This window comes from Clostridium sartagoforme, from assembly GCF_039521405.1.
Classification (GTDB): domain Bacteria; phylum Bacillota; class Clostridia; order Clostridiales; family Clostridiaceae; genus Clostridium; species Clostridium sartagoforme.
The window spans coordinates 151,673-176,661 of the sequence record NZ_BAAACH010000037.1; the positions used below are offsets into that span (position 1 = coordinate 151,673).

The window sequence follows — 24,989 nt, forward strand, 5'->3', positions numbered from 1 at the left end:
ACCTCCTATAAGCATTGAATTGTTTATCTAACAAATGGAAATAACATTCTTTGATTTTCTTTAGAATACATATTTCTACTATTTATTATTGTTGATGTTATTATGCCTCTATCTAATGTACTTTCTTCTATTTCTGATACAGAAGCTTTTACACTTAAGTACCCTACATTGAAATCATTTTGTATAGCAATTGAGTCTATTATTTTCTCTTCAATTAATGATATAATCAAGCTCGTACTACCTGTACCATATAGCTCAATATTAGATTTTCCATTAATATCATTCATAACATATTTTTTAACTCTTCCTATGCTTTCTAAAATATTGGGATCAAATGCAACTATCACATCAGTTTCTCTTTTCTCCATAATATCTCTCATCTTATTGTAAAGCTGAACTTCATCACTTGGAAGTTCTAAAAATTCATAGTTATTTTTACTATTACTTATTTCATCTATAAATCCTAAGTATCTTTCATTAATACTACTACAGCTTAAATCACTTTTAATTATAGAAATCTTCTTATCAGTATTCCCATTCTTTATAACTTCTTCTGCTAAACTTTGTCCTAGTTTATAATTATCACAAGATATATACGGTATATCTTGATCTGTTTCTATTCTTGATTCAAATAAAATTATTGGTACTTTTCTTCTTGAGCTTTCTATTATACTGACCATTTCTTGATAATCTGCTGGAGCTATTAATATTGCATCTGTTCCTGAATTAATCTCTCTTTCCATTAATTCCTTTTGTTCTTTTATACTATTTTCTTCTAGGAGAGTAAGAAATCTTATGTTTACATTCATTTCAGAGGCAGCTTGTTCCATTCCTTCTTTTATTATTCTCCATCCCTCGCTATTTCTTCCTCTTACTATCACTGAAATATCATATACCCTGACTTCTTTTTTTCTGCCTTCTTCTAAAAGTATTAAAAATGAGGATATAAGCATAATAAATAAAACTATAAAAATGAGTTTTTTCTTTATTCTCATTATTTCTCCTCCTTAATACTATAGTAATCAATACATGGCATATGAACGCTTATTGTAGTTCCTTCGTCTGGCTCACTATATACCTCTAATCCATAGTTTTCTCCAAAATATAATTTTATTCTCTCATGAACATTTCTTAATCCTATTCCTGACCCCTTCTTTTGGATATTACTTTCACCTATTAATAATTTATCTGCTACTTCTTGAGGCATGCCAAGCCCATTATCAATGATATCTATATATAAATCATTATTCTTTATATAAGCTTGTACCATTATATCTCCATCTCCACTCATATATTCCATACCATGATATATTGCATTTTCAATTAATGGCTGAATTATAAGTTTAATACTAGCAAGGTTCAAAGTATTTTCTTCTGCTTTAATATCATAAGTAAATTTATTTTTATATCTTATATTTTGTATTGTTAAATAATTTCTCGCATGTTCTAATTCATCTCTAACTGTTATTACATTTTTTCCTTTGCTCAAACTTATTCTAAAAAATCTTGCTAATGCTGTAACCATTATTATAGCGCCATCATAATTTTCATTTTCTATCATCCAAATAATAGAATCTAAAGTATTATACAAAAAATGAGGATTTATTTGTGCTTGTAATGCATTTAGTTCACTTTTTCTTTTTTCTTCCTGCTCATTCATTACATTTTTCATAAGTATATTCATTTGCTTTACCATAGATTTTATTGCTTTTCCAAGATGCTGTATTTCATAAGAGCCTTTTTCTGATATATTTAAGCTAACTACTCCATTTTCAAATTCATTAACTGATTTTTCTAACTCTTTTATGGGATTTGCTATACGTGATGATACAAACATATTAAGTGATATTAATATGAATATCCCAAAAAGCATTATAAATATAGCAAATATCCTAATTTGATAATAATCTTCTGTTATATTTGCCATTGGAGATATGGCTACTATTTTCCATCCTGTATATCCAACAGTTTTTACTGTTACCGATCTTTTATTTCCCTGAAAATTTTCAATATAATTTCCATCCTCATATTTTGCTGCTTCATAATTATTTTCTTTTATTAAATTGGAATATATCAGTTGTTGCCTTGGATGATATATTATTTCTCCATCCCTATCTATAAGATAAACATATGCATTTTTCCCCATATCAACATTTTTACATATTTGCTCTATTCCACTGAAATTCATATCTACTAAAAGTACTCCACCATTAATCTTTCCACTTTCAGTAAGTTCTACTGCTCTACTTAATGATACTACCCATGTATATTTATAATTAGGATCGTAAAATAAATTTTGTACATGTGGCGTAGAAAAATGTAAATTTTCTCTTCTGTTTATTGCACTTTTAAACCACTCATTTTCTCTTGGATCTATATTATTTTTTAATTGTTGTAATGGATATGAGGCTATTACCTCTCCATAATTTGAAAACAAACTTATACTTATAAGATAATCTTTATTTGCTTCATAAATTAAATCCATTTCCTTATCTATACTTTCAGTTGATAAATCAGTTTTCTTTATTGCTCTATAATATATAGTATCTGATATTTTCATCATTTTTCTTAAGTAAGCATCTAAATTTAAATTAACTTGTTCCAATATGGATTTATTATTTTTAGAAACCATTTCTTCTGTTGAATTAATAAATCTTAAATAAAGTGCTCCACCTACAACTATCATTCCAATAACAGCTACTATTGTAAAAGATATAGATATTATATATTTAAAACTTGCTTTCCTATAATAACCTATTATTTTCTTTTTAATAGAACCTAACATATTAACTCACTCAATTCTTTCTGTACCTTGATGGTGATATTCCAAATTGTTTTTTAAATACATAACTAAAATAATTTGCTTCCTGGTATCCAACTTTAGTTGCTATTATATAAGTTTTATCATCTGTAGTATTTAATAGCTTTACTGCTTCTTCTAACCGTACTGATGTTAAGTAATTTACAAAACTCATATCAGTTTCCTTTTTAAATATAGTAGAAAAATAGGTTGGACTTACATGTAATTTTGAGCAAAGCTTTTCTACTGACATTTCATAGTCATTATAATTATTTTTTATATAATCCTTAGCTTTTTCTACTAAAAGTTTTGATGAATTGATTCTTTCCTTTTTTATAAGCTCATTCAATTTTATAGATTTATCTATAAACCATAATCTTATTTCTTCTATTGAATCTAACTCATTTAAATATACATAGCAATTAAAGTTTTCTCCAAAGACCTCTTTAATTTCTATATTGTAAGTTTGAGTTAATTTTAATAACGAGGTCAATACTTCCATTATATATATTCTATATTTTACTAGTGGTACAAAAGATTCTTCTAATTTTCTAAATATATTTTCAACTATTTCCTTAATTTCTTCTTTTGTTGATAATTTTATTGCATTTAGAAACTTAATTTCTTCTTGTTCATCAAATTGTAATTGTATAGAATTATCTGGTTCCACATCTTCTATATATATAGTTTTTCCATTACCTAAAATAGGTCTGTAACTTAATGCACTTTGTGCAGTGCTATATGAAAATCTTATCTTTGATATGTCATCATATACCCTTCCTATCCCTGCTGATATTGTACTTCCGAAAGTACATTCAAATACTTTAATTACTTCATTTAATCCTTTTATAAATCTCATTATTTTATCTTTTTCATCAAATGTAGCTAAAACAACTACTTTATCTGAGTATGGGAAACTTATAAATTCGCAATAGTTTGCCATAATTTCATCTACTATATTTTTTATAGATATAGATATTAGTCCAACATCATTTTGCAAACTTTCTCCTTCTGAATCATAACTTATTGCACCATCTCTTCCAATTAGTGATACAGATAAATATTTATTTATAAAATCTAATCCTAATTTTTTTTCATCTTCAACCCATTGTTCCTTAGTTATTCTTCCTTCTAAAGCTCCTACAAGAAATTGTTCTCTTATTACTGGAATACTTTCTAAGTAATGATTTTTTAATATTTCTACATTTCTTTTTGCATCATACTCTTTGTCCAGTTTTTCTTTTAATCTTTTTAAAACTTCTATAAGTTCAATAGAGTTAATGGGCTTTAAAACATATTCCACAACATTTATTTTAATTGCTTTATGGGCGTATTCTAAATCATCTGATCCAGAAAATATTATTATTTTAGTAGATGGCATTATATCTGTGATTCTTTTCCCTAATTCTAGACCATCCATAAACGGCATTTTAATATCTGTCATTATAACATCCGGATGAAGTTTTTCTGCCATTTCTAAAGCTTCTTGCCCATTTTCAGCATCTCCTACCACTTCAAAACCTTGTTCTGCCCAATTTATTTTTTTTATTACACCAAGCCTTATTTCTTCTTCGTCATCTACTATCATTAATTTATATAACCCCATAAACAACCTCCCAAATAATATATGTATAACCATAAATATGTACATTCAATTGTCTAAATACTCAAAATAATTATAGCACATTTTTATAATTATTTTTATGTAAATGTTTTAAATGCAAAAAAATAGGATAAGATTTCCTAAATCTTATCCTATTTTTATGATTAATATTTAAAATTTATACTAATACACCTATGATTAATGACAATGCTAATAATATAAATAACACTGCAAGAAACCTATCCATTGTTTTAACTGATACATCTAAGTTACCATATAAAGTATCTCTAACTGTTTTTTTGGGAACTTCTTCTTTAATATTTTCCTTTACAGTTTCATTTTGCATTTAACATCATTCCCTTTTTGATTATTTTTTAGCTATATATTTTCTTACGTCTAATGAAACGGCTACTATTATTATTAAACCTCTTATTATATATTGCCAATAAGCATTTACTCCAATAAAGTTCAATCCATAGTTTATAACTTGTAGTAAAACTGTTCCAATAAGTACTCCTGGAATTGTTCCTATTCCACCAGTGAATGATACTCCACCAACAACGCAGGCTGAAATTGCATCTAATTCATAGTTAAACCCTGTACTTGTTGTTGTAGATCCAGCTCTTGCTGCTTCCAAGAAACCTGCTAATCCATAAAGTACACCTGATATTATAAATATAATCATTATGTTCTTAACTAAGTTTACACCTGAAACTGCTGCTGCTTCTGGATTACCACCTATAGCAAACATATTCTTACCAAGTTTAGTTTTATTCCATACAAACCACATTATTGCAGCTACAATTGCAAGATAAAATATTAAATATGGTATTTCTACACTACCTAATCTTAAATATCCATTAACAAATTTAGTATATCTTTCATCTAAATTAGCAACTGGTTGAGCTCCTAGTGGAGGCCTATCAATATACAAACATGATGCTCCATAAGCTATAAGTTGAGTACCTAAAGTAATAATAAATGCATGGACCTTCAATTTTGCAACACCAAATCCATTTATAGCCCCAAATATACCACCAATAACTATTGCTAAAAACATTGGTAATATTAATGGTAATGCTTTTAAATTAGGATACATTCTTGCAGCATATGTTGTTGATTGTAATAATGATGCTGATATTATAGCTGTAAAGCCTAATATACGTCCTGCTGATAGGTCTGTACCTTGAAGCACAATAAGTCCCGCTACTCCTAACGCAAGTATTCCACGAGTTGATGCTTGGCTTAAAATATTAGTAAGATTCTTTAATGAAAGGAATCCTGGTTCCTTTATAACAAAGAACACTATCATTATAAATAATACTATATACAATGCATAATTCAGTAAGAAATTTTGTAAGGACTCTTTATTTAATTTAACTTTGTTCATAAGTTACACCTCTATTCTAAATATATTTAGCAGCCATAGACATAATATCTTCTTGTGACAATTTGTCTGCATCACCTATTCCAGCTACTTTTCCATTTGACATTACAAGTATTCTATCGCATATTCCTAATAATTCAGGCATTTCAGAAGATACAACTATTACCCCTTTGCCTTTATTAGCTAAATCTATAATAAGTTGATAAATTTCATATTTAGCTCCAACATCTATGCCTCTTGTTGGTTCATCCAATAGTAGTATTTCTGGATTAGTTAAAAGCCATCTTCCTATTATTACTTTTTGTTGGTTTCCTCCTGATAAACTTCTAATCAAAGTTTTTTGACTAGGAGTTTTAACCTTCATACTATCTATTGTCCATTTAGTATCTTTAGTCATCTTTTTATTATCTAATACTCCATATTTACTATATCCATCTATATTAGCAATCATGGTATTAAATTTAATATCAAGTTGTCCAAATATACCTGTAGCTCTACGCTCCTCTGTTAATAGCGCAAATCCATTTTTTATAGCCTTACGTGAATCAGAATTCTCTACTTTTTTACCATGAAGAATTATTTCCCCATCACTATGTTTAGCTATTCCAAATACTGTTTCTAATAATTCAGTTCTTTTAGAGCCTACTAAACCTGCAATTCCAAGTATTTCTCCCTTTCTTAATTCAAATGATACTTCCTTAATTGAAGGTTGAAAAGCACCCGTTAAATTTTTCACTTCCAAAATAACATCTTGTGGTTTATTTGTCTTTGGTGGGAATCTATTAGTCAAATCACGTCCAACCATTAACTTAATTATTTTATCTGTTGTAAGATCCTTAGCCGAAAGTGTATCTATCCACTTACCATCACGCATAATTGTTACATCATCTGATATTTGAAGAATTTCCTCCATTTTATGAGAAATATATATAATACCGCAGCCCTTATCTCTTAATTTATTTATAATTCTAAATAAGTGATTAACTTCTTCATTAGTTAATGATGATGTAGGTTCGTCTAACACTAAAATTTTCGCATTATATGAAACTGCTTTAGCTATTTCAACCATTTGTCTTTGGGAAACAGATAGTTTGGCCATCTTCATTTTTGGGTCAACATCTATTTCTAATTCATCTAATATTTTTTTAGTTTCTTCATACATTATTTTTTCGCTTACTATTCCAGCATTTCCTGGATATCTTCCAAGCCATATATTATCCATAACATTTCTTTGTAAAACTTGGTTTAATTCTTGGTGAACCATAGCAACGCCATTATCCATAGCTTGCTTTGGATTAGAAAACTTACTCTTTTCACCTTCTATTAAAATTTCTCCACTATCTTCAATATAAACTCCGAATAAACATTTCATTAAAGTAGATTTACCTGCTCCATTTTCTCCCATCAAAGCATGTACAGTTCCTGGTCTTACTTTCAATTGAACATTATCTAGCGCTTTAACCCCTGGAAATTCTTTACTTATATCCATCATCTCAAGAACATATTTTATATCTGCCATAACTTACTTCACCACTTTTCTATTATTTATTAAACTGCATAGTGAAAATACACTATGCAGTTTTTTTAATTCTATATGCTATATTATTTTTTAATATATTCTTGATATGGAATACGTACTGCAACTCCTGAGTCATCGAACTTATATGAAGTTCCATCTACAGCGCCTTTACCAGCTGCTAAATTCATTCCTGTTTCATATAATGCTTTAGCCATTCCTTCTGCATCTTGAAGAACTGATCCTAACATAAATCCTTTAGAAATTAAGTCTTGAGCTGCTGCTGTAGCATCAACACCTATAACTGGAATAGTTTTTGCTGCATCACCATTGTTATATCCTTGAGCTGTTAATGCTGCTATAGCCCCTTGAGCCATACCATCGTTATTAGCTATTACGGCTTCAATCTTATCACCAAATTTTGAGAACCATGCTTCTGTAGCATTTTGTGCTAACGCTTGATCCCAGTTACAAACTTGAAGTGCTAATTCTTCTGTTTTAACTCCCTTATCATTTAAAGTTGAAACTGAATATTGAGTTCTTGCAACTGCTTCTGGATTATCAGGTTCACCCTTTAACATTACATATTGTAATACTCCATCTCCATTTTTATCTATAGCTGCCTTATTACCTTCCCATGCTTTTGAAAGTATTTCTCCTTGCATAACCCCAGCTTCTTTTGCATTTGTTCCAACAAATATAGCTTTGTCATATGCTTTTATAGCATCTGCTGATGGCTCTCTGTTAAATAATACTACAGGTTTTTCAGCTGCTTTAATCTTGTCGATTACTGTTGGAGCTGCTCCTGTATCAACTAAATTAACTAATAAAAGATCCACATCCTTTTGAAGTAATGTATCTATACTATCATTTTGAGTAGCTTGGTCACCTTTTCCATCATAGAAAGTAAACTCAACTTTATCTGAGTTTTCAGATTGTAATTTTTCTAAGTTTTGACGAACTGTTGAAATATAAGTATCATCAAATTTGTATAAACATACCCCAACCTTAACTTTATCTCCCTTTGATGTATCTCCACCACTTGGAGATTCCGTCTTACCTCCACAGCCTACTAATGAAGCTGTAACCATAACTGTAGCCATTGCCATTGTAAGTAATTTTTTAACCTTTTTCATATTAACCCTCCACCTTTATAAAAATCGTTAACATTAAATTGATTTCGTTTACATTTATTATTATAAATTTATATGCTAATTACTTCCATACAAAAAACTTAACACTTCTATCGAAATTCTTAGATGTTGTTAATTGAAAAAATTTCTTTTTTATGATAGAATTTCTCGTTACTATTAAATAAATGAGGTGGTTGGTTTGAATAAAGAATACGTATTAAAATTCATTAAAGACTCTTGGAAGGCATTTCGCCCATTTTCACTAACCTTGGCAATAGGTTCTACAACTCTTGGAATTGCATCCGCATACAAAATGGGATTTATAAATTTAAATAGCTCTAGTGATATTATATTAATTTTGATTATAACTATTGCCGGTATACTAGCTCAATCCGGTGCTAATTTAGTAAATGATTATTTTGAAGGAAGTTTTAGATATTATAGACCTAGTGGAAGAAAAATAAAGTTTTTAGGAGTAGAAAGAACTTATTTTGATATATATGTTTTTCTTTGGGCCATGCTTTGCTTTGGGCTATCTTCCTTAAGTGGTTTATATCTTATTTACATAACTGATTTAAAAATGTTACTTATCGGCGTAGTTGGAATATTTTCTGCTTATGCATATACTGGTGAACCTTTTGTTTTTAAAAGAAAAGGACTTGGAGTACCAATTTCCTTTATAACAATGGGGCCATTAATGGTTTTAGGTGCTTCTTATCCATTTACCCAATCTATAAGCTTATATCCAATATTGTTATCTTTACCTGCTTCTTTCATTATTCCCGCTTTAATGATAAGTAATGAGATGAGAGATTTTAAAAGAGATGCTAATTTAAGTCTTGGAACATTAAGCGTTAGAATTGGAAGCAAATATAGTAAGTATATTTATAGATTTTTAGTTTTTGGAGCTTATGTATTAACGCTACTATACGTAATAACAGGATTTTATCCTGCTATTTCATTATTAGTATTTATAACATTACCAATAGCTTTAAAAGCTCATAAATCTGTTTGTAACTTTGAAAAGCTTGGGATACCGTATACTAATAATTTGCATTGGACTTTTACCCTACTTTTAATCTTAACTTTATTTATTGGATAGATCCATTTTTAGAGTAATTATAAATTAAATATTTAATAATACATCTTTCTTCTACATATAATATTTAATATAGAAAGGAGATGTATTTTTTTATGAAAAAAGGACTAAAAATATTAATAGCTATAATTGTAGTTATTATTATAATTATATTCCCTATAATTTCTAGTTATAATAAATTAGTATCTTTAGAGCAACTTGTTAATATTTCTGAATCCAATATAGATACTCAATTGCAAAGAAGATCTGATTTAATACCTAATCTAGTTAATACAGTTAAGGGATATGCTACTCAAGAAAAAGATATTTTTACTGATATTGCCAATGCAAGAAGTAAACTTTCTGGAGCTTCAAATATATCTGAACAAGCAAATGCAGATAGTGAATTATCAGGTGCTCTTTCTCGATTACTTGTAGTAGTAGAAAATTATCCTGATTTAAAATCCAATCAAAACTTCAAAGATTTAAGTATTCAGTTAGAAGGAACAGAAAATAGAATAGCTGTTGCTAGGCAAGATTATAATACAGCTGTAACTAATTACAATACTAAGATGAGAAGATTTCCTACTAATATAATTTCTTCAATATTTAGATTCGAGGAAAAGCAACTTTATAAAGCAAGTGATAATGCTAGTGAAGTGCCTTCCGTTGATTTTTCTAGATAATTATGAATGTTATAAGTAAGTTAAAAAAAATATTATTATCTTCTCTTTTAATAATTTTTAGTTTTTCAATTTCAATTTCAGCACAAGTTAATTATCCTTCACCTACAAATTATAAGTATATAAATGATTATTCGAATATACTAAATTCAAATGAAATAGAAACAATTGTCTCTTTAGGAAAAGAGCTTGAAGATAAAACTGGAGCTCAATCTATTGTTGTAATTATAGATACTACAGATAATATTCCTATTGAGAATTACTCAATAAACCTATTTCGTTCTTGGGGAATAGGGCAAAAGGCTAAAGATAACGGTTTGTTAATTTTAGTTGCCATCAAGGATAGAAAGTGGAGAGTAGAAGTTGGAAGAGGTTTAGAAGGTGTAATACCAGATGCTTTAAGTAATAGAGTCATGGAGTCCTTAGCTACAGATGATTTTAAAAACGACAATTATGGTTCTGGAATAATAAAAAGCTATAGTACTTTTAATGACCTTATTGCAGAAGAATATGGTGTTACTTTAAGCAAATCACTAAATATAGAAATTCCTAAAGAATCTAATAGGCAAGATTCAAGTAGTATTTTTGATGCCATACCTATTGGTATAATACTAGTGCTTCTTATACTTGATATAATTTTTAATCGTGGAAGAATAATAAGAACAATTTTTAAAATTCTTTTTTGGAGTAGTTTCTTCGGAAGACGTGGTGGTCCTGGAGGCAGAGGCTCCGGTGGCGGTGGCGGATTTGGAGGCTTCGGCGGCTCTGGCGGTGGATTCGGTGGATTTGGCGGTGGCTCTTCAAATGGCGGAGGTTCTTCTGGAAGTTGGTAATTTGTAAATATTCATTTAAACTTATAAATTTACATAAAAAGGAGCTGTTTTAATAACAACTCCTTTTTAGCTTTAGCTTATTTATATTTCTACAACAAAGAAACCTATTTCATATAATCCTTTGTTTCAGTATTTAATCCTTTTTTTCTTAATTTACTTTCTATAAAATACTTTACTATAGAATAAAAAATTGCAAATAATGGCACTCCTATTATCATTCCTATTATTCCCAATAACTTCCCTGCAACTAATATAGAAAATAATATCCAGAATGCTGATATTCCTATTGAGTCTCCTAAAATCTTTGGTCCTATTACATTACCATCTAATTGTTGTATAAATAAAATTATTACTAAAAACCATATGGCCTTAACTGGTGATATAAATAAAATTATTATAAAAGATGGAATTGCTCCTATAAAGGGACCAAAAAAAGGTATAACATTAGTTATACAAACTATTGATGATACTAATATTGTATATGGAATTGAAAATATAGTTAATACTATAAATGTCAATATCCCTATTATTAAAGAATCAATTATTTTCCCTACTATAAATCTTCCAAAAGTATAATTACTTCTATGCGCTAATTCAATAATCCCATCAGCATATTCTTTTGAGAATAATCCATAAGTAATTTTTTTGCTTAATGCACATAACTTTTCTTTATCTATTAATAAATAAACTGATACTATTATTCCTAAAACCACATTCCATATACTTGAAAGAATATCAGCTAAAAAGCCACCAAATGCAGGAATTAAATTGGTTGCAAACTTAATTATGTAGTTTACTAAATTATTAAAGTTGTCTAACAACATTTGTGAGTATCGCTCTTCTATATTTAATTTCAATATTGTTTCATTTGCAAATTTTGTAGAGTTCATTATATATGTTGGAATATTATTTACTAATCCTATAACACTATCTATAAGCTGAGGTAATAAAAATTTTATAAACATACTAATTATAAAAAAAGCTGTTATATATGAAAATATTATTGCTAACCCTCTTTTTGACTTTATCTTTAATTTCTTTACATATTTCATTTCAAAAACTATTTTTTCATAAAAGTTTAATAAAAAATTTATTATATATGCAATTGAGAATCCAATTATAAACGGTTGCATTATAATAATTATTGAATCTAGTTTATCTGTAAATATAGTAACCTGGGATATTGCTAAATAAAATAATATTACTAAAATTGCAACTATAAATGAATAAGTGGCTATTGTTGTATATTTACTATTCCAATTTACTTTCATTTTATACCTCTTCCTATTATATATTTTAATTTATAATTTATATAATTATTATGCTATAAGATTAAAACTTAATAAACCTATTTATAAAATATTAAATTTAAAAAATAAGTTTATTTTTTTATAAGTTTTATAATTCCAATTATAATACATTTAATTTTAAAATATCTATTACTAATAAAATTTAACTATTTATTCATTATTTATATGAATTCTAATATTATCATTTTTACTTTATATTATTACTATAGTACTTATATTTTTCAAATTTACTTTATTAATTTATATTACAAAAAAAGATTGTCTAAAACTAATTTAGACAATCTTTTTTAAATGAATAATAGTAAACTTATTGACATTACTATCATTCCTAAAATTAATCCATATATTGATAAATGATGCTCTCCATATTCTTTAGCAGCAGGTAATAATTCATCTAATGAAATAAACACCATTATACCAGCTACCATAGCAAAAATTATTCCGAATGTTAAATCATTAAAATAATTTCTTAGAAACACGTAGCCTACAATTGCTCCAACCGGTTCTGACATTCCTGATAAAAAGGAATATATAAAAGCTTTTTTCTTATCACCTGTTGCATAATAAATTGGAACTGACACTGATATTCCTTCTGGTATATTATGAATTGCTATTGCTACTGCTATAGGGATTGCTATTTTCATATCTCCTAAGGCTGATACAAAAGTAGCTAATCCTTCTGGAAAGTTATGAATTGCTATTGCTAATGCAGTAAAAACTCCTGTTCTTAATAAACCACTAGCACTCTTATCCTCACTATTTTCTGAAGGAATTAACTTAACTTCATGTGGATTTTCTCCACTAGGTACAAATTTATCAATTATTGCAATTAAGAACATTCCTGCAAAAAATGAACCTACTGTTAAATAATTTCCTGTTCTTTCTCCTAATGCTGATATTAATGAATCCTTAGCCTTAGAAAATATTTCAATCATAGACACATATATCATAACTCCTGCTGAGAAACCTAAACTTATGGATAAAAACTTCTTATTTGTTCCTTTTGCTAAAAAGGCTATTAAACTTCCTATACCAGTTGCAAGTCCAGCAAACAATGTTATTAAGAAAGCTATAGTTACATTACTCATATTTTTATCCTCCTTACTATATTTGTTTATATACTTATCTTACACTAATTGATAACTTTTATCAATTAAAATCAGAATTATCTTCTATAGCTTTTATTATTTTTTTATTCACAATTTTTACAATAATATATATTATTCCCATGTATATTAATGATAATAATTCTAGATTTATAAAATAATTATATCCACTTCCTATATCTTCAAGAATAGTTCCTCTAGCAGCTAGATTTGAATTGAAAGTTACAAAAAAATAATCTGTATTGAATATATGATTGAATACTCCCATTGTTATACCTATTATTTGAAGCATGATATATACCTTTAATACTTCCATTTCATTTAAGAAATATTTATGTATTATAAGAAAATATAACGGAATTACTATTATGGAAATATGAGATACCATAAATTGATAGTATTTAAAATATCTACTTGATAATGATGTATCCATAGATAATAAACTTCCAATTCCTCCTATTAATCCATAACAAAGTGTAAAATTATATATTTTTTTATTCTTGTTAATACCAAGAATTATGCATAATATATTTGATATATAACAAAGATGTAATGGTAAGTTTTCTAACTCTATCCCTATAATCATCCAATTTGCTAAATAATAAGATATAAAGAATACTCCTGATACAGATGTTAATATATATCTTATTATTTTTTCTGCTCTACTATTTATTCTTATTCTATCTCTATATAATAATAATAATCCTATTATTATTATCATTATTATTAAAGGAATGATTTGCTCAAAAATATTCATTCTATAGCTATCATATGCTCTTTTAAAAATAAAAAAATTTTTCATACTCTTTCTCTCCTTTATATAGAGTATGAATTTATTAATAAAATAATTCTTAATGGGGCTGTCTATTCGACAGCCCCATTATCATTTTATTTTTAGGTTACTGATCTCCAGCAACCATTTCTAGTACCACTATTATTACTTAGGTTACTAGTTCTTTGCCTAGCATTATTTAAACAATTCAATATTTCCCTATAAGCATTTTCATATCCTTGTCTAAGACCATTTTGGAATCCTACTCTAACACCTCTTTGATATCCTACCCTGCAACCTTTTTGATATCCTTTTTGATATCCTGCTCTATATCCTGCATTATATCCCTGTCTATACCCTCTTTCATAGCTAGCTCTTGCTAATTCTTGAGCTCTAGCAATTCCTCTTGCATAGCCTTCTCTAAAACCTTCTCTTCGTCCTTGTTGCCTTCCACACTCATATCCCTTTATATATCCTTTTTCTAAACCTGCTCTTAATCCTCTTTCATACCATTTACGACAATCAATTATTCCATTATTATCGCTACATCCTATGTCATTTATGTCATTATTATCATTACATCCGCAAGAACTTTTATTTCTAGTAGATTCTTCAACAAAACTATTATCTTGGAAAATATTATTTTTACTCAATTCTTCAATGTCATTCATTAAATTATTTTCTTCTCCAAATCCTGAAGAATTATTTTCGGTGAAATTAACATCTTGAAAAGAACTTGTTTCATCTTGCTGAATTCTTTTTAGAATTTCTTCGAAATCTTTAGTACCGAATTCATAATTTGTTTCCATCTTTTTTATCTCCTTGTTATAAATGTTTATAATACATAATATATGAATCTTTTATACCTTTTGTTAATGCTTTATAAAAGTTTTTATCTCCTTAGTAACTATGATGTAAATTATTCATTTAGTAATGAATTTACTTCTCTAACCAATCTCTTTACTCGATCAGGTAATTTTGATATAGCTTTTTCTCTCTTTTTTTCATCCTCTATTTGAGCTATTCTCATAACTTCTTGCTGTACTCCAGGAATACTATTAAACTCTGATACTATCCTATTAAATCGTTCTGCAAATCTAGGATCTTGCATCTTTGCTTGAAGTCTCATAATTAAGTTATAACTATTCATGATTAAATTACTCCTACAATTATTTTACTTTATACTATTCATAATTATTTTTATTTGTTACCTTAAACTTTAATCAAAAAAAGAAGTCAGCATAGTAACAACTAAACTGACTTCTTTTTATATTAAAATTTTAAATTTGAAACTTGTTTAAACATATCTATCTCTGTTTGAGATTCTACTTCACTTAAACTTTCATTCCATTCTTTATCAAATTTAATTTTATATATTTCTATATGTGATTTATCCTTTACAGGTGCCATAGCTACATATTCATTTCCACATATTAATTTTTGTTCTAAGATTTCATAATCAACTTTATTCCCATTTTCATCATTGAAAGACATTATCTTTTGATTCATATATATACACTCCTTTATTTTACTAAACTTATTTTGCTTTAATAGAATAAATTTATACATATATATTAAAAATATCTTTAACTAATCTTTAATAAGTATTCTTGCATTGATTTTATTTGTTCTGCATATTCATCTGATACTGCTATTAAACTTTTCTTTAAGTGCTCATGTATATTATTTTCTTTTATCACGAAATCTAAAATAGCTTTAAAACCCATCTCTGTACCTTTAATAGCTGTTTTTAATATTTCTTTATCAGTATCTATATTCATTTCTTTAAAGCTATTAAATAGTTCTAAAAACTTTCCCCATAAGCCTTCATCATATGGAACCTTAGATCCTAATTCTTCAATTTCTTTTACTATTAAATCTTTATTTTTTTGAACTGTTATCAATACCTTATCTAGAAGTTCTATAACTTTATAATCAACAGCTTTTTCTTTTAATTTTGCTATTTCATTTTCTCCCATTATAATTCCTTCTAATTCTTTATTAAGCACTTTTATATTTTCATCATTCATAATATCACTCTCCTTTATATTAGTTTAATAATATAAAGATTTATTATACATTAAAATCTATTCTACATTTCTATTCTTTGTTATTTTCTTCAGCTCTATTTTTAAGTTTATTATTTATAATCAAATGAATTTTATCTATTCTTCTATCATCTAATTTAACTAGCTTTAAAGTTATATTATCAAATTTTACTTCGCAATTTTTTGTGTTAGTTGGAATTTCTCCAAGTTTTTCAATAAAAAGTCCTGCTATTGTATCCGCTACCTCTGATTCTAATTCTATATCCAAATAATCACTTATATCTGATAATGTCATTAATCCACTAACTATATAATTTTCATCATCTATTTTTTCTATATCTAAATTATCATCATACTCATCTAGGATTTCACCCATTACTTCTTCTATAATGTCTTCCATTGTTACTATTCCTGAAAAACCACCATATTCATCTATTAAAATAGCTATATAAGCTTTCTTATCTTTTAATTCTTTAAATAAATCATCTATGCTTTTTGTTTCTATAAAGAAACATGGATCTTTTATTAGCTCTCTTATTTTTACATTGTCTATTCCCTTTTCAACTATATTTGCAAATAAATCTTTCATATGCAATATACCTATAATATTATCTACTTCATCTTCATAAACAGGTATTCTTGAAAAATTTTCATCTAAAATTTCTTTTATACAATCTCTAATATTTTCATTAACATCTAACAAAAATGTTTCTGTTCTTGGGGTCATTATTTTTTTAGCTGCTGTATCATCAAATTCTATTATTCCATCAATCATTTCTCTTTCTGCTTGATTTATTGCACCATTTTCCTCTCCTATTTCTATAAGACTTCTAATTTCTTCTCTTGATATTTGTTCTTCTATTCCTTCTGTTTTAAATCCAAATATCTTAAGTATTAGGTTTGTTGAAAATGATAAAAACCATACAAATGGTTTAGTTACTTTTGATATAAATAATATTATTTTTATAGAAAACATTGCAACCTTTTCTGAATTTTGAAGTGCTATTCTTTTAGGCACTAATTCTCCAAGAACTAGTGTTAAATATGAAATAGCTAAAGTGGTTAAAACTAATGCAATACTTTCACTATAAGGAATATTAATATTTTTTAATACATTTGCAAAGCCACCTGAAATTGATGTTGCTGCCGATGCTGATGCAAAGAAACCTGCAAATGTAATTCCTACCTGTATTGTAGATAAGAAATTATTGGGTTCTTTAAGTATATCTCTTAATAATATCGCTTTTTTATTTCCTTCTTCTGCTAATATGTTTATTTTGGTTTTATTTAATGATACTATTGCCATTTCCGCTGATGCAAAAAATGCATTAACCATTACCAATATTAAAATTAAAATAAAACTACTCCCGGGACTTCCTTCCATTTATTCATTCTCCTTAAATTAAAATATAGTGAACTAATTTTACCATATATATGTTTGTTCTATCAAATACTTATTTATAACACAAAAGATTAAATAGTCTCAATTTTTCAAATTATTATGAAATACTTGTATATATTAAGCTATATCTTTTAAAAACTAATAATTATTATTTATATCTATATTAAAAAGTGGACATATGTAAATGTGCTTATTGCTCGCTTCGCTCCAAGTCAATATAAACTTACATACGTCCACTAAAAAACTGAAGGAAGTAAATTATAAATAGTTATCAACATGATAAACTTTTTATAATTTCTTAAAGAGTTAAAAGAGGCGTATTAAAACGCCCCTTACTTAATAATCTAAAATTATTTTTCTTCACCTATAGCTTCTTTTAATGTATGCCATGCAAGAACAGCACATTTTACCCTAGCTGGCATATTTGATATATTTTTTAAAACTATAGCATCTTCTAATGCTTCAAGCTCTTCTTCATCACTTATTTCTCGCTTTATCATTCCAATAAATGTTTCTACAAGTTTTAAAGCTTCTTCTTTATTCTTACCTTTAATAAGATCTATCATCATTGAAGTTGATGCTTGAGATATCGCACAGCCTTGACCAGTAAAAGCCAAGTCTTCTATTATATCTTTATTCATTTTTAATTCTAATGTTATTTCATCCCCACAACTTGGATTATGACCCTTTTCAGATAAATCTGGATTGTCTAGCTTTCTTCTATTATGTCTTGAAGTACTGTGCTCCATTATAAGCTCTGTATATATAGCATTTAAATCCATTAACATTACCTCCATTTTGAAAACATATCATATGTTTGTTTTACTGCTTCTATTAATCTGTCAACATCTTCTTTTGTATTATAGAAATATATACTTGCTCTAGATGTTGCATTTATTCCCATATATCTCATTAGAGGTTGTGCACAGTGATTACCTGCTCTTATACAAACTCCAAAAGTATCAAATATTGAAGCTACATCATGCGGGTGAACCCCTTCTATTTCAAAAGATAAAACTCCACCTCTTTTTTCAATATCTTTAGGTCCATATATTTTCACATATTCAAGTTTACTCATTTCTTTATATGCATAAGTCATTAGTTCTTTTTCAATTTTTTCTATGTTCTCCATACCTATTCCATTTAAGTAATCTATTGCTTTTGATAACCCTACTGCAGCCTCGACATTTTGAGTTCCTGCTTCAAATTTATATGGTAATACATTAAAAGTAGTTTCTTGTTCATATACATACTCTACCATATCCCCACCAAACATTAAAGGTGGCATTTTTTCTAGTAATTCTTTCTTGCCATATAGTATCCCTATGCCCATAGGTGCTAATAGCTTATGTCCTGCAATTACTAAAAAGTCTGCATTTATATCTCTAACATCTACTTTTATATGTGGAACGCTTTGTGCTCCATCAACTATAACTACAGCTCCTTTTGAATGAGCATATTCCGCTATTTCTTTTACAGGGTTTATTGTTCCTAAAGCATTAGATACATGTGTTATACTTACAATCTTTGTTTTTTCAGTAATTTTACTTTTTACCTCTTCTTCTGTAAGTTCACCATTTTCATCAGTATACATATATTTAAGAATTGCACCTTTAGCCTTTGCTACTTGTTGCCATGGAATTAAATTTGAGTGATGTTCTGCAATTGAAATTACTATTTCATCACCTTCATTTATATAAGTCATTCCATATGACATTGCTAAAAGATTAAATGATTCAGTTGCATTTTTAGTGAAAATTATTTCCTCTCTATATTTTGCATTTATAAACTTTTTAACCTTTTCTCTTGCTTCATCATAAGCTTCCGTTGCGAGTACACTCAATTCATAAGCTCCTCTATGAGGATTTGCATTAGATTGTTCATAATAATCTTTTATAGAATTTATAACAGAATTAGGTTTTTGTGTTGTTGCAGCGCTATCTAAATAAACTATTCTTTTCCCATTTTTTTCTTTATTTAATGTAGGAAAATCCTTCAAAAAATCTATATTATTCATTATCTAAACATTCCTTTATGGAAGCTAAAATTGCTTCTCTTATATTTTCATTATCTATTTTATCTATTATTGGATTAAAAGCTCCTTCTATAATTATTCTTCTAGCATCATTATAGTTTAAGCCTCTGCTCATTAAATAGAATAGTTTTGCTTCATCTATTTTACCTGAAGCTGCTGCGTGTTCTCCAGATACATCATCTTCTTCACAAAGTAGTAATGGAAGTGCTTTTGCTCTTACTTTAGGAGATAGTATCATACAATATTCATCCTCTACTCCAACACTTCTTGTAGTTCCTCTTTTGAAATCAAGAGTTCCTCTAAATATTTTGCTTGCTTCTCCCTTTAGTGCTCCTTTAGTTGTTATCTCTGACTTACTTCTTCTTCCCTTATGAGTCATAACATAATTCATATCTATGACTTTTTTATCTCCACCTAAGTATATTGAACTAAGTGTTGACTGTGAATTATCTTCAAGTAAATCACCATGATAATTTGTTATACTGTTTTTCCCACCTAAATCTATTGAAACAAAATCAACCTTACCATTATATCCAACATCAGAAAGGTTTGAATCTAAATTCATGGTATTTTTATTTAATAAATTCACTTTAACAACTTGAATGTTACTATTGTCTTTACTAAATATCTTACAGACACCATTATGATATCCTTCACTATCATCTAATGAATTATATTTTATAATTACTTTTGCATTTGAATTTTCTTCTGCCACTATTAAAATATTATCTACTAAAGTGCTATTTTCCTTATCCATATTGAATTCTATAAGTATTGGCTCTTCTACATTAGCATTTTTATCTATATTTATTATATATCCCTTATTAAAATGAAGTTCTCCTTGCTTAACTATTTCATCTGAAACTCCATAAATAAATTTCTTATTTAATGGAAATACATTTCCCTTATTAAGTCTTTCTATCGTAACTCCTTCTAAATCATTACCAGTTATTTCATCATTATTAAAGTTTCCTATTTCAGGAGCTTTATAATCTTTCAATGTTACATCATTAACATTTAACCAGCTTTTAGTTCTTACAGGAGTCTTATTTAAATTATTGAAATTTAAATTAATATTCATTATCCAATGCTCCCTTCTAGTTCAAGCTTAATTAAATTATTCATTTCTACTGCATATTCTAGTGGTAATTCCTTTGATATAGGTTCAACGAATCCTCTTACTATCATTGATTTAGCTTCTTCTTCACTTATTCCTCTACTCATTAGATAGAATATAGCTTCATCACTAATTTTACCTATTTTAGCTTCATGTCCTATTTCAACATCATCATTCATTAAATCTATAACTGGTATAGTATCAGATTTAGATAAATTATCTAGCATCAATGATTCACAAGATACTACTGATTTAGAGTTATAAGCATTTGAGCTTACCTTTACAACACCTCTATAAGTAGCAGCCCCTCCATTTTTAGATATTGATTTTGAATTTATTGTTGAAGAAGTATTTGGTGCTGCATGTATTACTTTTGCTCCAGTATCTAAGTTTTGGCCTTTTCCAGCAAAAGATACTCCTGTAAATTCTGCTCTTGCACCTTCTCCTTTTAAAATACTCATAGGATAAAGCATTGATATATGTGATCCAAATGATCCTGATATCCACTCTATTCTTGCATTTTTTTCAACTATTGCTCTTTTTGTATTTAAGTTAAGCATATTCTTTGACCAGTTTTCTATTGTACTGTATCTAAGTGTTGCTCCCTCTTTTACAAATAATTCAACACAGCCTGCATGTAAATTTGTCATATTGTGCTTAGGGGCTGAACAGCCTTCTATAAAATGAAGCTTAGCTCCCTCTTCAACAATTATTAATGTATGTTCAAATTGTCCTGCACCTGGTGAGTTTAATCTAAAGTAAGATTGTAGTGGAATATCTACATTTACTCCTTTTGGTACATATACAAATGATCCGCCAGACCAAACAGCTCCATGTAATGCTGCAAATTTGTGGTCACTTGGTGTAACACATTTCATAAAGTATTCTCTAACTATATCTTCATGTTCCTTAATTGCTGTCTCCATATCTGTATAAATTACGCCTTGTTTAACAAGATCTTCTCTTATACTATGATAAACAACCTCTGAATCATATTGTGCTCCAACACCCGCTAATGATTTCTTTTCTGCTTCTGGTATTCCTAATAAATCAAAAGTTTTTTTAATATCTTCAGGAACTTCATCCCAACTTTCATGAAGTTTTGATTTTGGCTTAACATAAGTAACTATATTATCCATATCTAGTTCATCTAATGATGGTCCCCATGTTGGAAGTTTAATTTTATTATATACCTCAAGAGATTTTAATCTAAATTCTTTCATCCATTCTGGTTCATTTTTTTCTTTTGAAATGGTTTCTACGATTTCCTTTGTTAAACCCTTATCTGCTTTAAAATCAAATGTATCTTCATTTTTAACATCGTAGATTCCTCTATCCATATCTTCTACGTAGGTCTTATTCTTTATTTCCAAAGTGCTCACCTCCACACTATACTGATGCTTCTATTTTAAAAGCTTCATATCCATCTTTTTCAATTTCTTTAGCTAAAGATGCATCTCCAGTTTTAACTATTTTCCCATTAACTAAAACATGAACATAATCAGCTTCTAAATTTTCAAGTATCTTAGTATTGTGAGTTATTATTAAAACTCCATTATTTTCATTTGCAAACATCTTTATACCTTGAGAAACTACTCTTATTGCATCTACATCTAGTCCTGAGTCAGTTTCATCTAATATTGCAAGCTTAGGGCTTAACATAAGCATTTGTAATATTTCGTTCTTTTTCTTTTCTCCACCAGAAAAACCCACATTTAAATATCTCTTTGAATATTCATTATCAATTTTTAATTCTTTCATATTATTCTTTAAATCTTTATCAAACTTTAAGAACTTAATTAATTGACCATCCTTAGCTATTTTTGCGCTTCTTATAAAATTTTCTACAGTTATACCTGGTACTTCTTCTGGATGTTGGAAGGATAAGAATAAGCCTTTTTTTGCTCTTTCATCAGTTTTTAATTCTGTTATATCTTCACCTTCAAATGTAATCTCACCTTCAACTTGTTTATATTTTGGATGAGCCATTAATGTATTAGCTAATGTTGACTTTCCTGCACCATTTGGTCCCATTATTACGTGAATTTCACCTTTATTTATTTTTAAGTTCAATCCCTTTAAAATTTCTTTGCCTTCTACTGCTGTTTTTAACCCATCTATATTTAATAAAACATCACTCATATTTACATCTCCTTAACGTGTTTTATGTGAATTTAAATCAATTCCTATTATTTCAGTCTGAATTAATTATATCATACTAAATAGCTCTGATTTAATCAAATTATATTTTTTTTAATTTTACCTATATGACATGATTATTTGCCAATAACTTTTATTAGCTTTACATTTCTACTTTTATTTTATTTTTATGCAAAAAAATAAGGCTATTCAAAGGAATAAGCCTTTTTTACATAATTTAACATATATTTTATAATTCTTTTGCTAATACATATCTTCTTAAGCCACCATATTTGATTTTTTCTTTTTCGATTTTATAGCCTAATTTTTCAAAAGTATTAACACTATATTTATTATATGGGGAAGCTGTTGAAGTTAATAGTTTAACTTTTTCATTTTTAGCTATATCCTCTATTTTTTCGCAAAGTAGTCGTTGAAGTCCATTTCCTCTATAATCACTTCTAACTACTGTTGACTCAACTTGACCAACTTTAAGTAAGTTCTCACCTTCTAAATCTAAATCATACCCATAATTACCTTTATCATATCCCTTTTTTATATAAACGGCCATAGCAATTAATTCTTCTTCTTCATTTAAATAACCAATTATTTTTGCACCTTTTTGAAAATATTCTATAAATTCCTCTCTCTCTGTAGGGGCATATAATTGTTTGTCATCTAAATCTTGCATTATAATTTCTTGTAACTCTATTATTTGATCTATATAGCTTAAATCAAGCTCTTTGTATTTAGCATTAACTATATTTCCATTTTTATTTTTTAACCTTAGTATATCTATCATTTTACATCCCTCCTTATGTTTTATATAATATCATATTTCATTTACAATATTATTGTTAATAATAAAAGGATATTAGTTTTATTTTTAACCTATTAATAAATCTATTTTTAATTTTTTAATATTTTTTTAATTAATCACTTAAAAAATTAAATATTTTTTCTAAGTAAGGTATTAATATATCATCATTTTCTAAATAGAGTTCGTGCTTTCCATTTTCAAATCTAACAAGCTCACAACTTTTGCACTTTCTTGAGAATTTATTTTCTCCTCTTGCACCTACTAAAGAATCTTTTCCTGCTTGAAAAATCAAAACTGGTATATCAATTTTTTCTAAATTTTCTCTTTTAAATATATATTTAAAAGATTTTAATGATTCATAAAGCCACCTAAATGAACCTCCACCTCTTTGTATCTTCTCATTGCTTATTATTTCTCTATAATATACGTTATATCTAAATTCATTTGATGTTGAAGCTAAAATAAAATCGTAAGTACTTTCAAATGGCATATTTCCAAATATAAATTCATCACCTTTACCTAATAATATGCTTACTTTAGCTATAATTCTCGCTATAAAATTAGGGATGTTTCCTATTGCTATTTCTAACATCGGACAAGATAAAATAGCTTTTTTGAAGCTTCCTGGATATTTTTCTAAAAACATCACCCCTATTGTACCTCCCATAGAGTGAGAATATAAATATATCTTATCAGTATTTTTAATTACTATCTTATCTATAAATACTTTAAAATCATTTACATAATAATTGAAATCTTCTATGTTTATTTGGCTTTCATGTTTTTTGCCTAATCTACCTGAACGTCCATGACCTCTATGTTCCATTATAAATACTGAATAACCTTCTTTTATAAAATAATATATTATCTCTCTATACTTTTCTATACACTCTGTAAAGCCGTGGGATATAACTATTTTTCCTATTTGATTTTTAGCTTTATACTTTTCATAATATATTTTTATATCATTTTCTCCCATAAAATATCCTGACTCTTTTATATAAGAAAGTCTTTTTTTTACTTCATCTACTATATCTTCATCCATTCCAAAATTATAGAAATATTCTCTATTACTCTTTATACTTTTGTATTTCATATTAAGCACTCCTATACACAGTTAGTCCTTAATATTTTGTCTCTTTTATGAAATTTTATTTAAAAAGTAGAGATATGTATGTTTCCTTATTGAATAAATTCAATTCAGATC

Annotated in this window: 25 protein-coding genes; 3 read left to right on the forward strand and 22 right to left on the reverse strand. The window is 27.6% G+C overall.

Annotated features, from left to right (window positions below; translation table 11 throughout):
• Positions 1 to 23 precede the first annotated feature (23 nt).
• The 7 genes from ABDZ60_RS14655 to ABDZ60_RS14685 form a co-directional block, all read right to left on the reverse strand.
• Positions 24 to 995: a substrate-binding domain-containing protein gene (locus ABDZ60_RS14655; RefSeq protein WP_343779061.1), complete on the reverse strand. Its 972-nt coding sequence runs from the start codon at positions 993 to 995 to the stop codon at positions 24 to 26.
• Complete coding sequence (locus ABDZ60_RS14660; RefSeq protein WP_016206146.1) at positions 995 to 2,785, reverse strand: sensor histidine kinase; 1,791 nt, start codon at positions 2,783 to 2,785, stop codon at positions 995 to 997. The genes ABDZ60_RS14655 and ABDZ60_RS14660 overlap by 1 nt, the downstream gene beginning before the upstream one ends.
• Positions 2,786 to 2,795: 10 nt before the next feature.
• Positions 2,796 to 4,406 (reverse strand): response regulator, encoded by a 1,611-nt coding sequence (locus ABDZ60_RS14665; protein WP_343779063.1) that lies wholly within the window; start codon positions 4,404 to 4,406, stop codon positions 2,796 to 2,798.
• A gap of 175 nt (positions 4,407 to 4,581) precedes the next feature.
• Positions 4,582 to 4,749: a hypothetical protein gene (locus ABDZ60_RS14670; protein WP_172655026.1), complete on the reverse strand. Its 168-nt coding sequence runs from the start codon at positions 4,747 to 4,749 to the stop codon at positions 4,582 to 4,584.
• A 21-nt stretch (positions 4,750 to 4,770) separates the two neighbouring features.
• Positions 4,771 to 5,793 (reverse strand): galactose/methyl galactoside ABC transporter permease MglC, encoded by a 1,023-nt coding sequence (mglC, locus tag ABDZ60_RS14675; RefSeq protein ID WP_016206148.1) that lies wholly within the window; start codon positions 5,791 to 5,793, stop codon positions 4,771 to 4,773.
• A gap of 16 nt (positions 5,794 to 5,809) precedes the next feature.
• Positions 5,810 to 7,309, reverse strand: a complete 1,500-nt coding sequence (gene mglA, locus ABDZ60_RS14680; RefSeq protein WP_016206149.1) for a galactose/methyl galactoside ABC transporter ATP-binding protein MglA — start codon at positions 7,307 to 7,309, stop codon at positions 5,810 to 5,812.
• Positions 7,310 to 7,392: 83 nt separating this feature from the next.
• Complete coding sequence (locus ABDZ60_RS14685; RefSeq protein ID WP_016206150.1) at positions 7,393 to 8,442, reverse strand: galactose ABC transporter substrate-binding protein; 1,050 nt, start codon at positions 8,440 to 8,442, stop codon at positions 7,393 to 7,395.
• Positions 8,443 to 8,629: 187 nt separating this feature from the next.
• On the opposite strand from ABDZ60_RS14685, the gene ABDZ60_RS14690 reads away from it, so the two are divergent.
• The 3 genes from ABDZ60_RS14690 (at position 8,630) to ABDZ60_RS14700 (ending at position 11,033) form a co-directional block, all read left to right on the forward strand.
• Complete coding sequence (locus ABDZ60_RS14690; protein WP_242835037.1) at positions 8,630 to 9,541, forward strand: prenyltransferase; 912 nt, start codon at positions 8,630 to 8,632, stop codon at positions 9,539 to 9,541.
• 92 nt (positions 9,542 to 9,633) lie between these two features.
• Positions 9,634 to 10,203, forward strand: coding sequence for a LemA family protein (locus ABDZ60_RS14695; RefSeq protein ID WP_016206152.1), 570 nt, complete (start codon positions 9,634 to 9,636; stop codon positions 10,201 to 10,203).
• Between the two features lie 2 nt (positions 10,204 to 10,205).
• Positions 10,206 to 11,033 (forward strand): TPM domain-containing protein, encoded by an 828-nt coding sequence (locus ABDZ60_RS14700; protein WP_156174339.1) that lies wholly within the window; start codon positions 10,206 to 10,208, stop codon positions 11,031 to 11,033.
• A gap of 104 nt (positions 11,034 to 11,137) precedes the next feature.
• On the opposite strand, the gene ABDZ60_RS14705 is transcribed toward ABDZ60_RS14700, so the two are convergent.
• From ABDZ60_RS14705 to ABDZ60_RS14775, 15 genes are all read right to left on the reverse strand, one after another.
• On the reverse strand, positions 11,138 to 12,304 hold the full coding sequence (locus tag ABDZ60_RS14705; RefSeq protein ID WP_343779069.1) for an AI-2E family transporter: 1,167 nt from the start codon (positions 12,302 to 12,304) through the stop codon (positions 11,138 to 11,140).
• Between the two features lie 326 nt (positions 12,305 to 12,630).
• Complete coding sequence (gene zupT / locus ABDZ60_RS14710) at positions 12,631 to 13,431, reverse strand: zinc transporter ZupT (RefSeq protein WP_343779071.1); 801 nt, start codon at positions 13,429 to 13,431, stop codon at positions 12,631 to 12,633.
• 61 nt (positions 13,432 to 13,492) lie between these two features.
• Positions 13,493 to 14,251, reverse strand: a complete 759-nt coding sequence (locus ABDZ60_RS14715) for a TMEM164 family acyltransferase (RefSeq protein ID WP_343779073.1) — start codon at positions 14,249 to 14,251, stop codon at positions 13,493 to 13,495.
• A gap of 92 nt (positions 14,252 to 14,343) precedes the next feature.
• The gene (locus tag ABDZ60_RS14720; protein WP_343779075.1) at positions 14,344 to 15,030 is read right to left on the reverse strand and encodes a Yae1 family protein; all 687 of its coding nucleotides are present in this window, start codon (positions 15,028 to 15,030) and stop codon (positions 14,344 to 14,346) included.
• Between the two features lie 110 nt (positions 15,031 to 15,140).
• Positions 15,141 to 15,371 (reverse strand): hypothetical protein, encoded by a 231-nt coding sequence (locus tag ABDZ60_RS14725; protein ID WP_016206158.1) that lies wholly within the window; start codon positions 15,369 to 15,371, stop codon positions 15,141 to 15,143.
• Positions 15,372 to 15,493: 122 nt separating this feature from the next.
• Positions 15,494 to 15,730, reverse strand: a complete 237-nt coding sequence (locus ABDZ60_RS14730; RefSeq protein WP_016206159.1) for a DUF1292 domain-containing protein — start codon at positions 15,728 to 15,730, stop codon at positions 15,494 to 15,496.
• A gap of 77 nt (positions 15,731 to 15,807) precedes the next feature.
• Entirely contained in the window at positions 15,808 to 16,251 is a 444-nt protein-coding gene (locus ABDZ60_RS14735; RefSeq protein ID WP_343779078.1) for a hypothetical protein, read from the reverse strand.
• A gap of 70 nt (positions 16,252 to 16,321) precedes the next feature.
• Positions 16,322 to 17,653, reverse strand: a complete 1,332-nt coding sequence (locus tag ABDZ60_RS14740; protein WP_016206161.1) for a hemolysin family protein — start codon at positions 17,651 to 17,653, stop codon at positions 16,322 to 16,324.
• A 368-nt stretch (positions 17,654 to 18,021) separates the two neighbouring features.
• Positions 18,022 to 18,453 carry a Fe-S cluster assembly sulfur transfer protein SufU gene (gene sufU, locus ABDZ60_RS14745; protein WP_047000981.1) on the reverse strand — a complete coding sequence of 144 codons (432 nt, stop codon included), beginning with the start codon at positions 18,451 to 18,453 and terminating at the stop codon, positions 18,022 to 18,024.
• A 5-nt stretch (positions 18,454 to 18,458) separates the two neighbouring features.
• On the reverse strand, positions 18,459 to 19,688 hold the full coding sequence (locus ABDZ60_RS14750; protein ID WP_047000980.1) for a cysteine desulfurase: 1,230 nt from the start codon (positions 19,686 to 19,688) through the stop codon (positions 18,459 to 18,461).
• A complete protein-coding gene (gene sufD, locus ABDZ60_RS14755; protein WP_343779082.1) occupies positions 19,681 to 20,787 on the reverse strand; it encodes a Fe-S cluster assembly protein SufD in 1,107 nt (368 codons plus the stop codon). The genes ABDZ60_RS14750 and sufD overlap by 8 nt, the downstream gene beginning before the upstream one ends.
• Positions 20,787 to 22,196 carry a Fe-S cluster assembly protein SufB gene (gene sufB, locus ABDZ60_RS14760; RefSeq protein WP_016206165.1) on the reverse strand — a complete coding sequence of 470 codons (1,410 nt, stop codon included), beginning with the start codon at positions 22,194 to 22,196 and terminating at the stop codon, positions 20,787 to 20,789. Before sufB ends, sufD begins: the two co-directional genes overlap by 1 nt.
• Positions 22,197 to 22,212: 16 nt before the next feature.
• A complete protein-coding gene (sufC, locus tag ABDZ60_RS14765; RefSeq protein ID WP_016206166.1) occupies positions 22,213 to 22,965 on the reverse strand; it encodes a Fe-S cluster assembly ATPase SufC in 753 nt (250 codons plus the stop codon).
• A gap of 247 nt (positions 22,966 to 23,212) precedes the next feature.
• A complete protein-coding gene (locus ABDZ60_RS14770) occupies positions 23,213 to 23,764 on the reverse strand; it encodes a GNAT family N-acetyltransferase (protein WP_343779085.1) in 552 nt (183 codons plus the stop codon).
• 130 nt (positions 23,765 to 23,894) lie between these two features.
• Positions 23,895 to 24,878, reverse strand: coding sequence for an alpha/beta fold hydrolase (locus ABDZ60_RS14775; protein WP_343779087.1), 984 nt, complete (start codon positions 24,876 to 24,878; stop codon positions 23,895 to 23,897).
• Positions 24,879 to 24,989 lie beyond the last annotated feature (111 nt).

What these genes read in the sequence shown, in the direction of transcription:
- ABDZ60_RS14720 (WP_343779075.1), bottom strand. Translation starts at nt 15,030, where the DNA reads ATGGAAACAAATTATGAATTCGGTACTAAAGATTTCGAAGAAATTCTA.
- ABDZ60_RS14740 (WP_016206161.1), bottom strand. Translation starts at nt 17,653, where the DNA reads ATGGAAGGAAGTCCCGGGAGTAGTTTTATTTTAATTTTAATATTGGTA.
- ABDZ60_RS14725 (WP_016206158.1), bottom strand. Translation starts at nt 15,371, where the DNA reads ATGAATAGTTATAACTTAATTATGAGACTTCAAGCAAAGATGCAAGAT.
- ABDZ60_RS14670 (WP_172655026.1), bottom strand. Translation starts at nt 4,749, where the DNA reads ATGCAAAATGAAACTGTAAAGGAAAATATTAAAGAAGAAGTTCCCAAA.
- sufU (WP_047000981.1), bottom strand. Translation starts at nt 18,453, where the DNA reads ATGGATTTAAATGCTATATATACAGAGCTTATAATGGAGCACAGTACT.
- mglC (WP_016206148.1), bottom strand. Translation starts at nt 5,793, where the DNA reads ATGAACAAAGTTAAATTAAATAAAGAGTCCTTACAAAATTTCTTACTG.
- ABDZ60_RS14700 (WP_156174339.1), top strand. Translation starts at nt 10,206, where the DNA reads ATGAATGTTATAAGTAAGTTAAAAAAAATATTATTATCTTCTCTTTTA.
- ABDZ60_RS14715 (WP_343779073.1), bottom strand. Translation starts at nt 14,251, where the DNA reads ATGAAAAATTTTTTTATTTTTAAAAGAGCATATGATAGCTATAGAATG.
- ABDZ60_RS14735 (WP_343779078.1), bottom strand. Translation starts at nt 16,251, where the DNA reads ATGAATGATGAAAATATAAAAGTGCTTAATAAAGAATTAGAAGGAATT.
- ABDZ60_RS14730 (WP_016206159.1), bottom strand. Translation starts at nt 15,730, where the DNA reads ATGAATCAAAAGATAATGTCTTTCAATGATGAAAATGGGAATAAAGTT.
- ABDZ60_RS14665 (WP_343779063.1), bottom strand. Translation starts at nt 4,406, where the DNA reads ATGGGGTTATATAAATTAATGATAGTAGATGACGAAGAAGAAATAAGG.
- sufD (WP_343779082.1), bottom strand. Translation starts at nt 20,787, where the DNA reads ATGAATATTAATTTAAATTTCAATAATTTAAATAAGACTCCTGTAAGA.
- ABDZ60_RS14775 (WP_343779087.1), bottom strand. Translation starts at nt 24,878, where the DNA reads ATGAAATACAAAAGTATAAAGAGTAATAGAGAATATTTCTATAATTTT.
- mglA (WP_016206149.1), bottom strand. Translation starts at nt 7,309, where the DNA reads ATGGCAGATATAAAATATGTTCTTGAGATGATGGATATAAGTAAAGAA.
- sufC (WP_016206166.1), bottom strand. Translation starts at nt 22,965, where the DNA reads ATGAGTGATGTTTTATTAAATATAGATGGGTTAAAAACAGCAGTAGAA.
- zupT (WP_343779071.1), bottom strand. Translation starts at nt 13,431, where the DNA reads ATGAGTAATGTAACTATAGCTTTCTTAATAACATTGTTTGCTGGACTT.
- ABDZ60_RS14685 (WP_016206150.1), bottom strand. Translation starts at nt 8,442, where the DNA reads ATGAAAAAGGTTAAAAAATTACTTACAATGGCAATGGCTACAGTTATG.
- ABDZ60_RS14695 (WP_016206152.1), top strand. Translation starts at nt 9,634, where the DNA reads ATGAAAAAAGGACTAAAAATATTAATAGCTATAATTGTAGTTATTATT.
- ABDZ60_RS14750 (WP_047000980.1), bottom strand. Translation starts at nt 19,688, where the DNA reads ATGAATAATATAGATTTTTTGAAGGATTTTCCTACATTAAATAAAGAA.
- ABDZ60_RS14705 (WP_343779069.1), bottom strand. Translation starts at nt 12,304, where the DNA reads ATGAAAGTAAATTGGAATAGTAAATATACAACAATAGCCACTTATTCA.
- ABDZ60_RS14660 (WP_016206146.1), bottom strand. Translation starts at nt 2,785, where the DNA reads ATGTTAGGTTCTATTAAAAAGAAAATAATAGGTTATTATAGGAAAGCA.
- ABDZ60_RS14770 (WP_343779085.1), bottom strand. Translation starts at nt 23,764, where the DNA reads ATGATAGATATACTAAGGTTAAAAAATAAAAATGGAAATATAGTTAAT.
- ABDZ60_RS14655 (WP_343779061.1), bottom strand. Translation starts at nt 995, where the DNA reads ATGAGAATAAAGAAAAAACTCATTTTTATAGTTTTATTTATTATGCTT.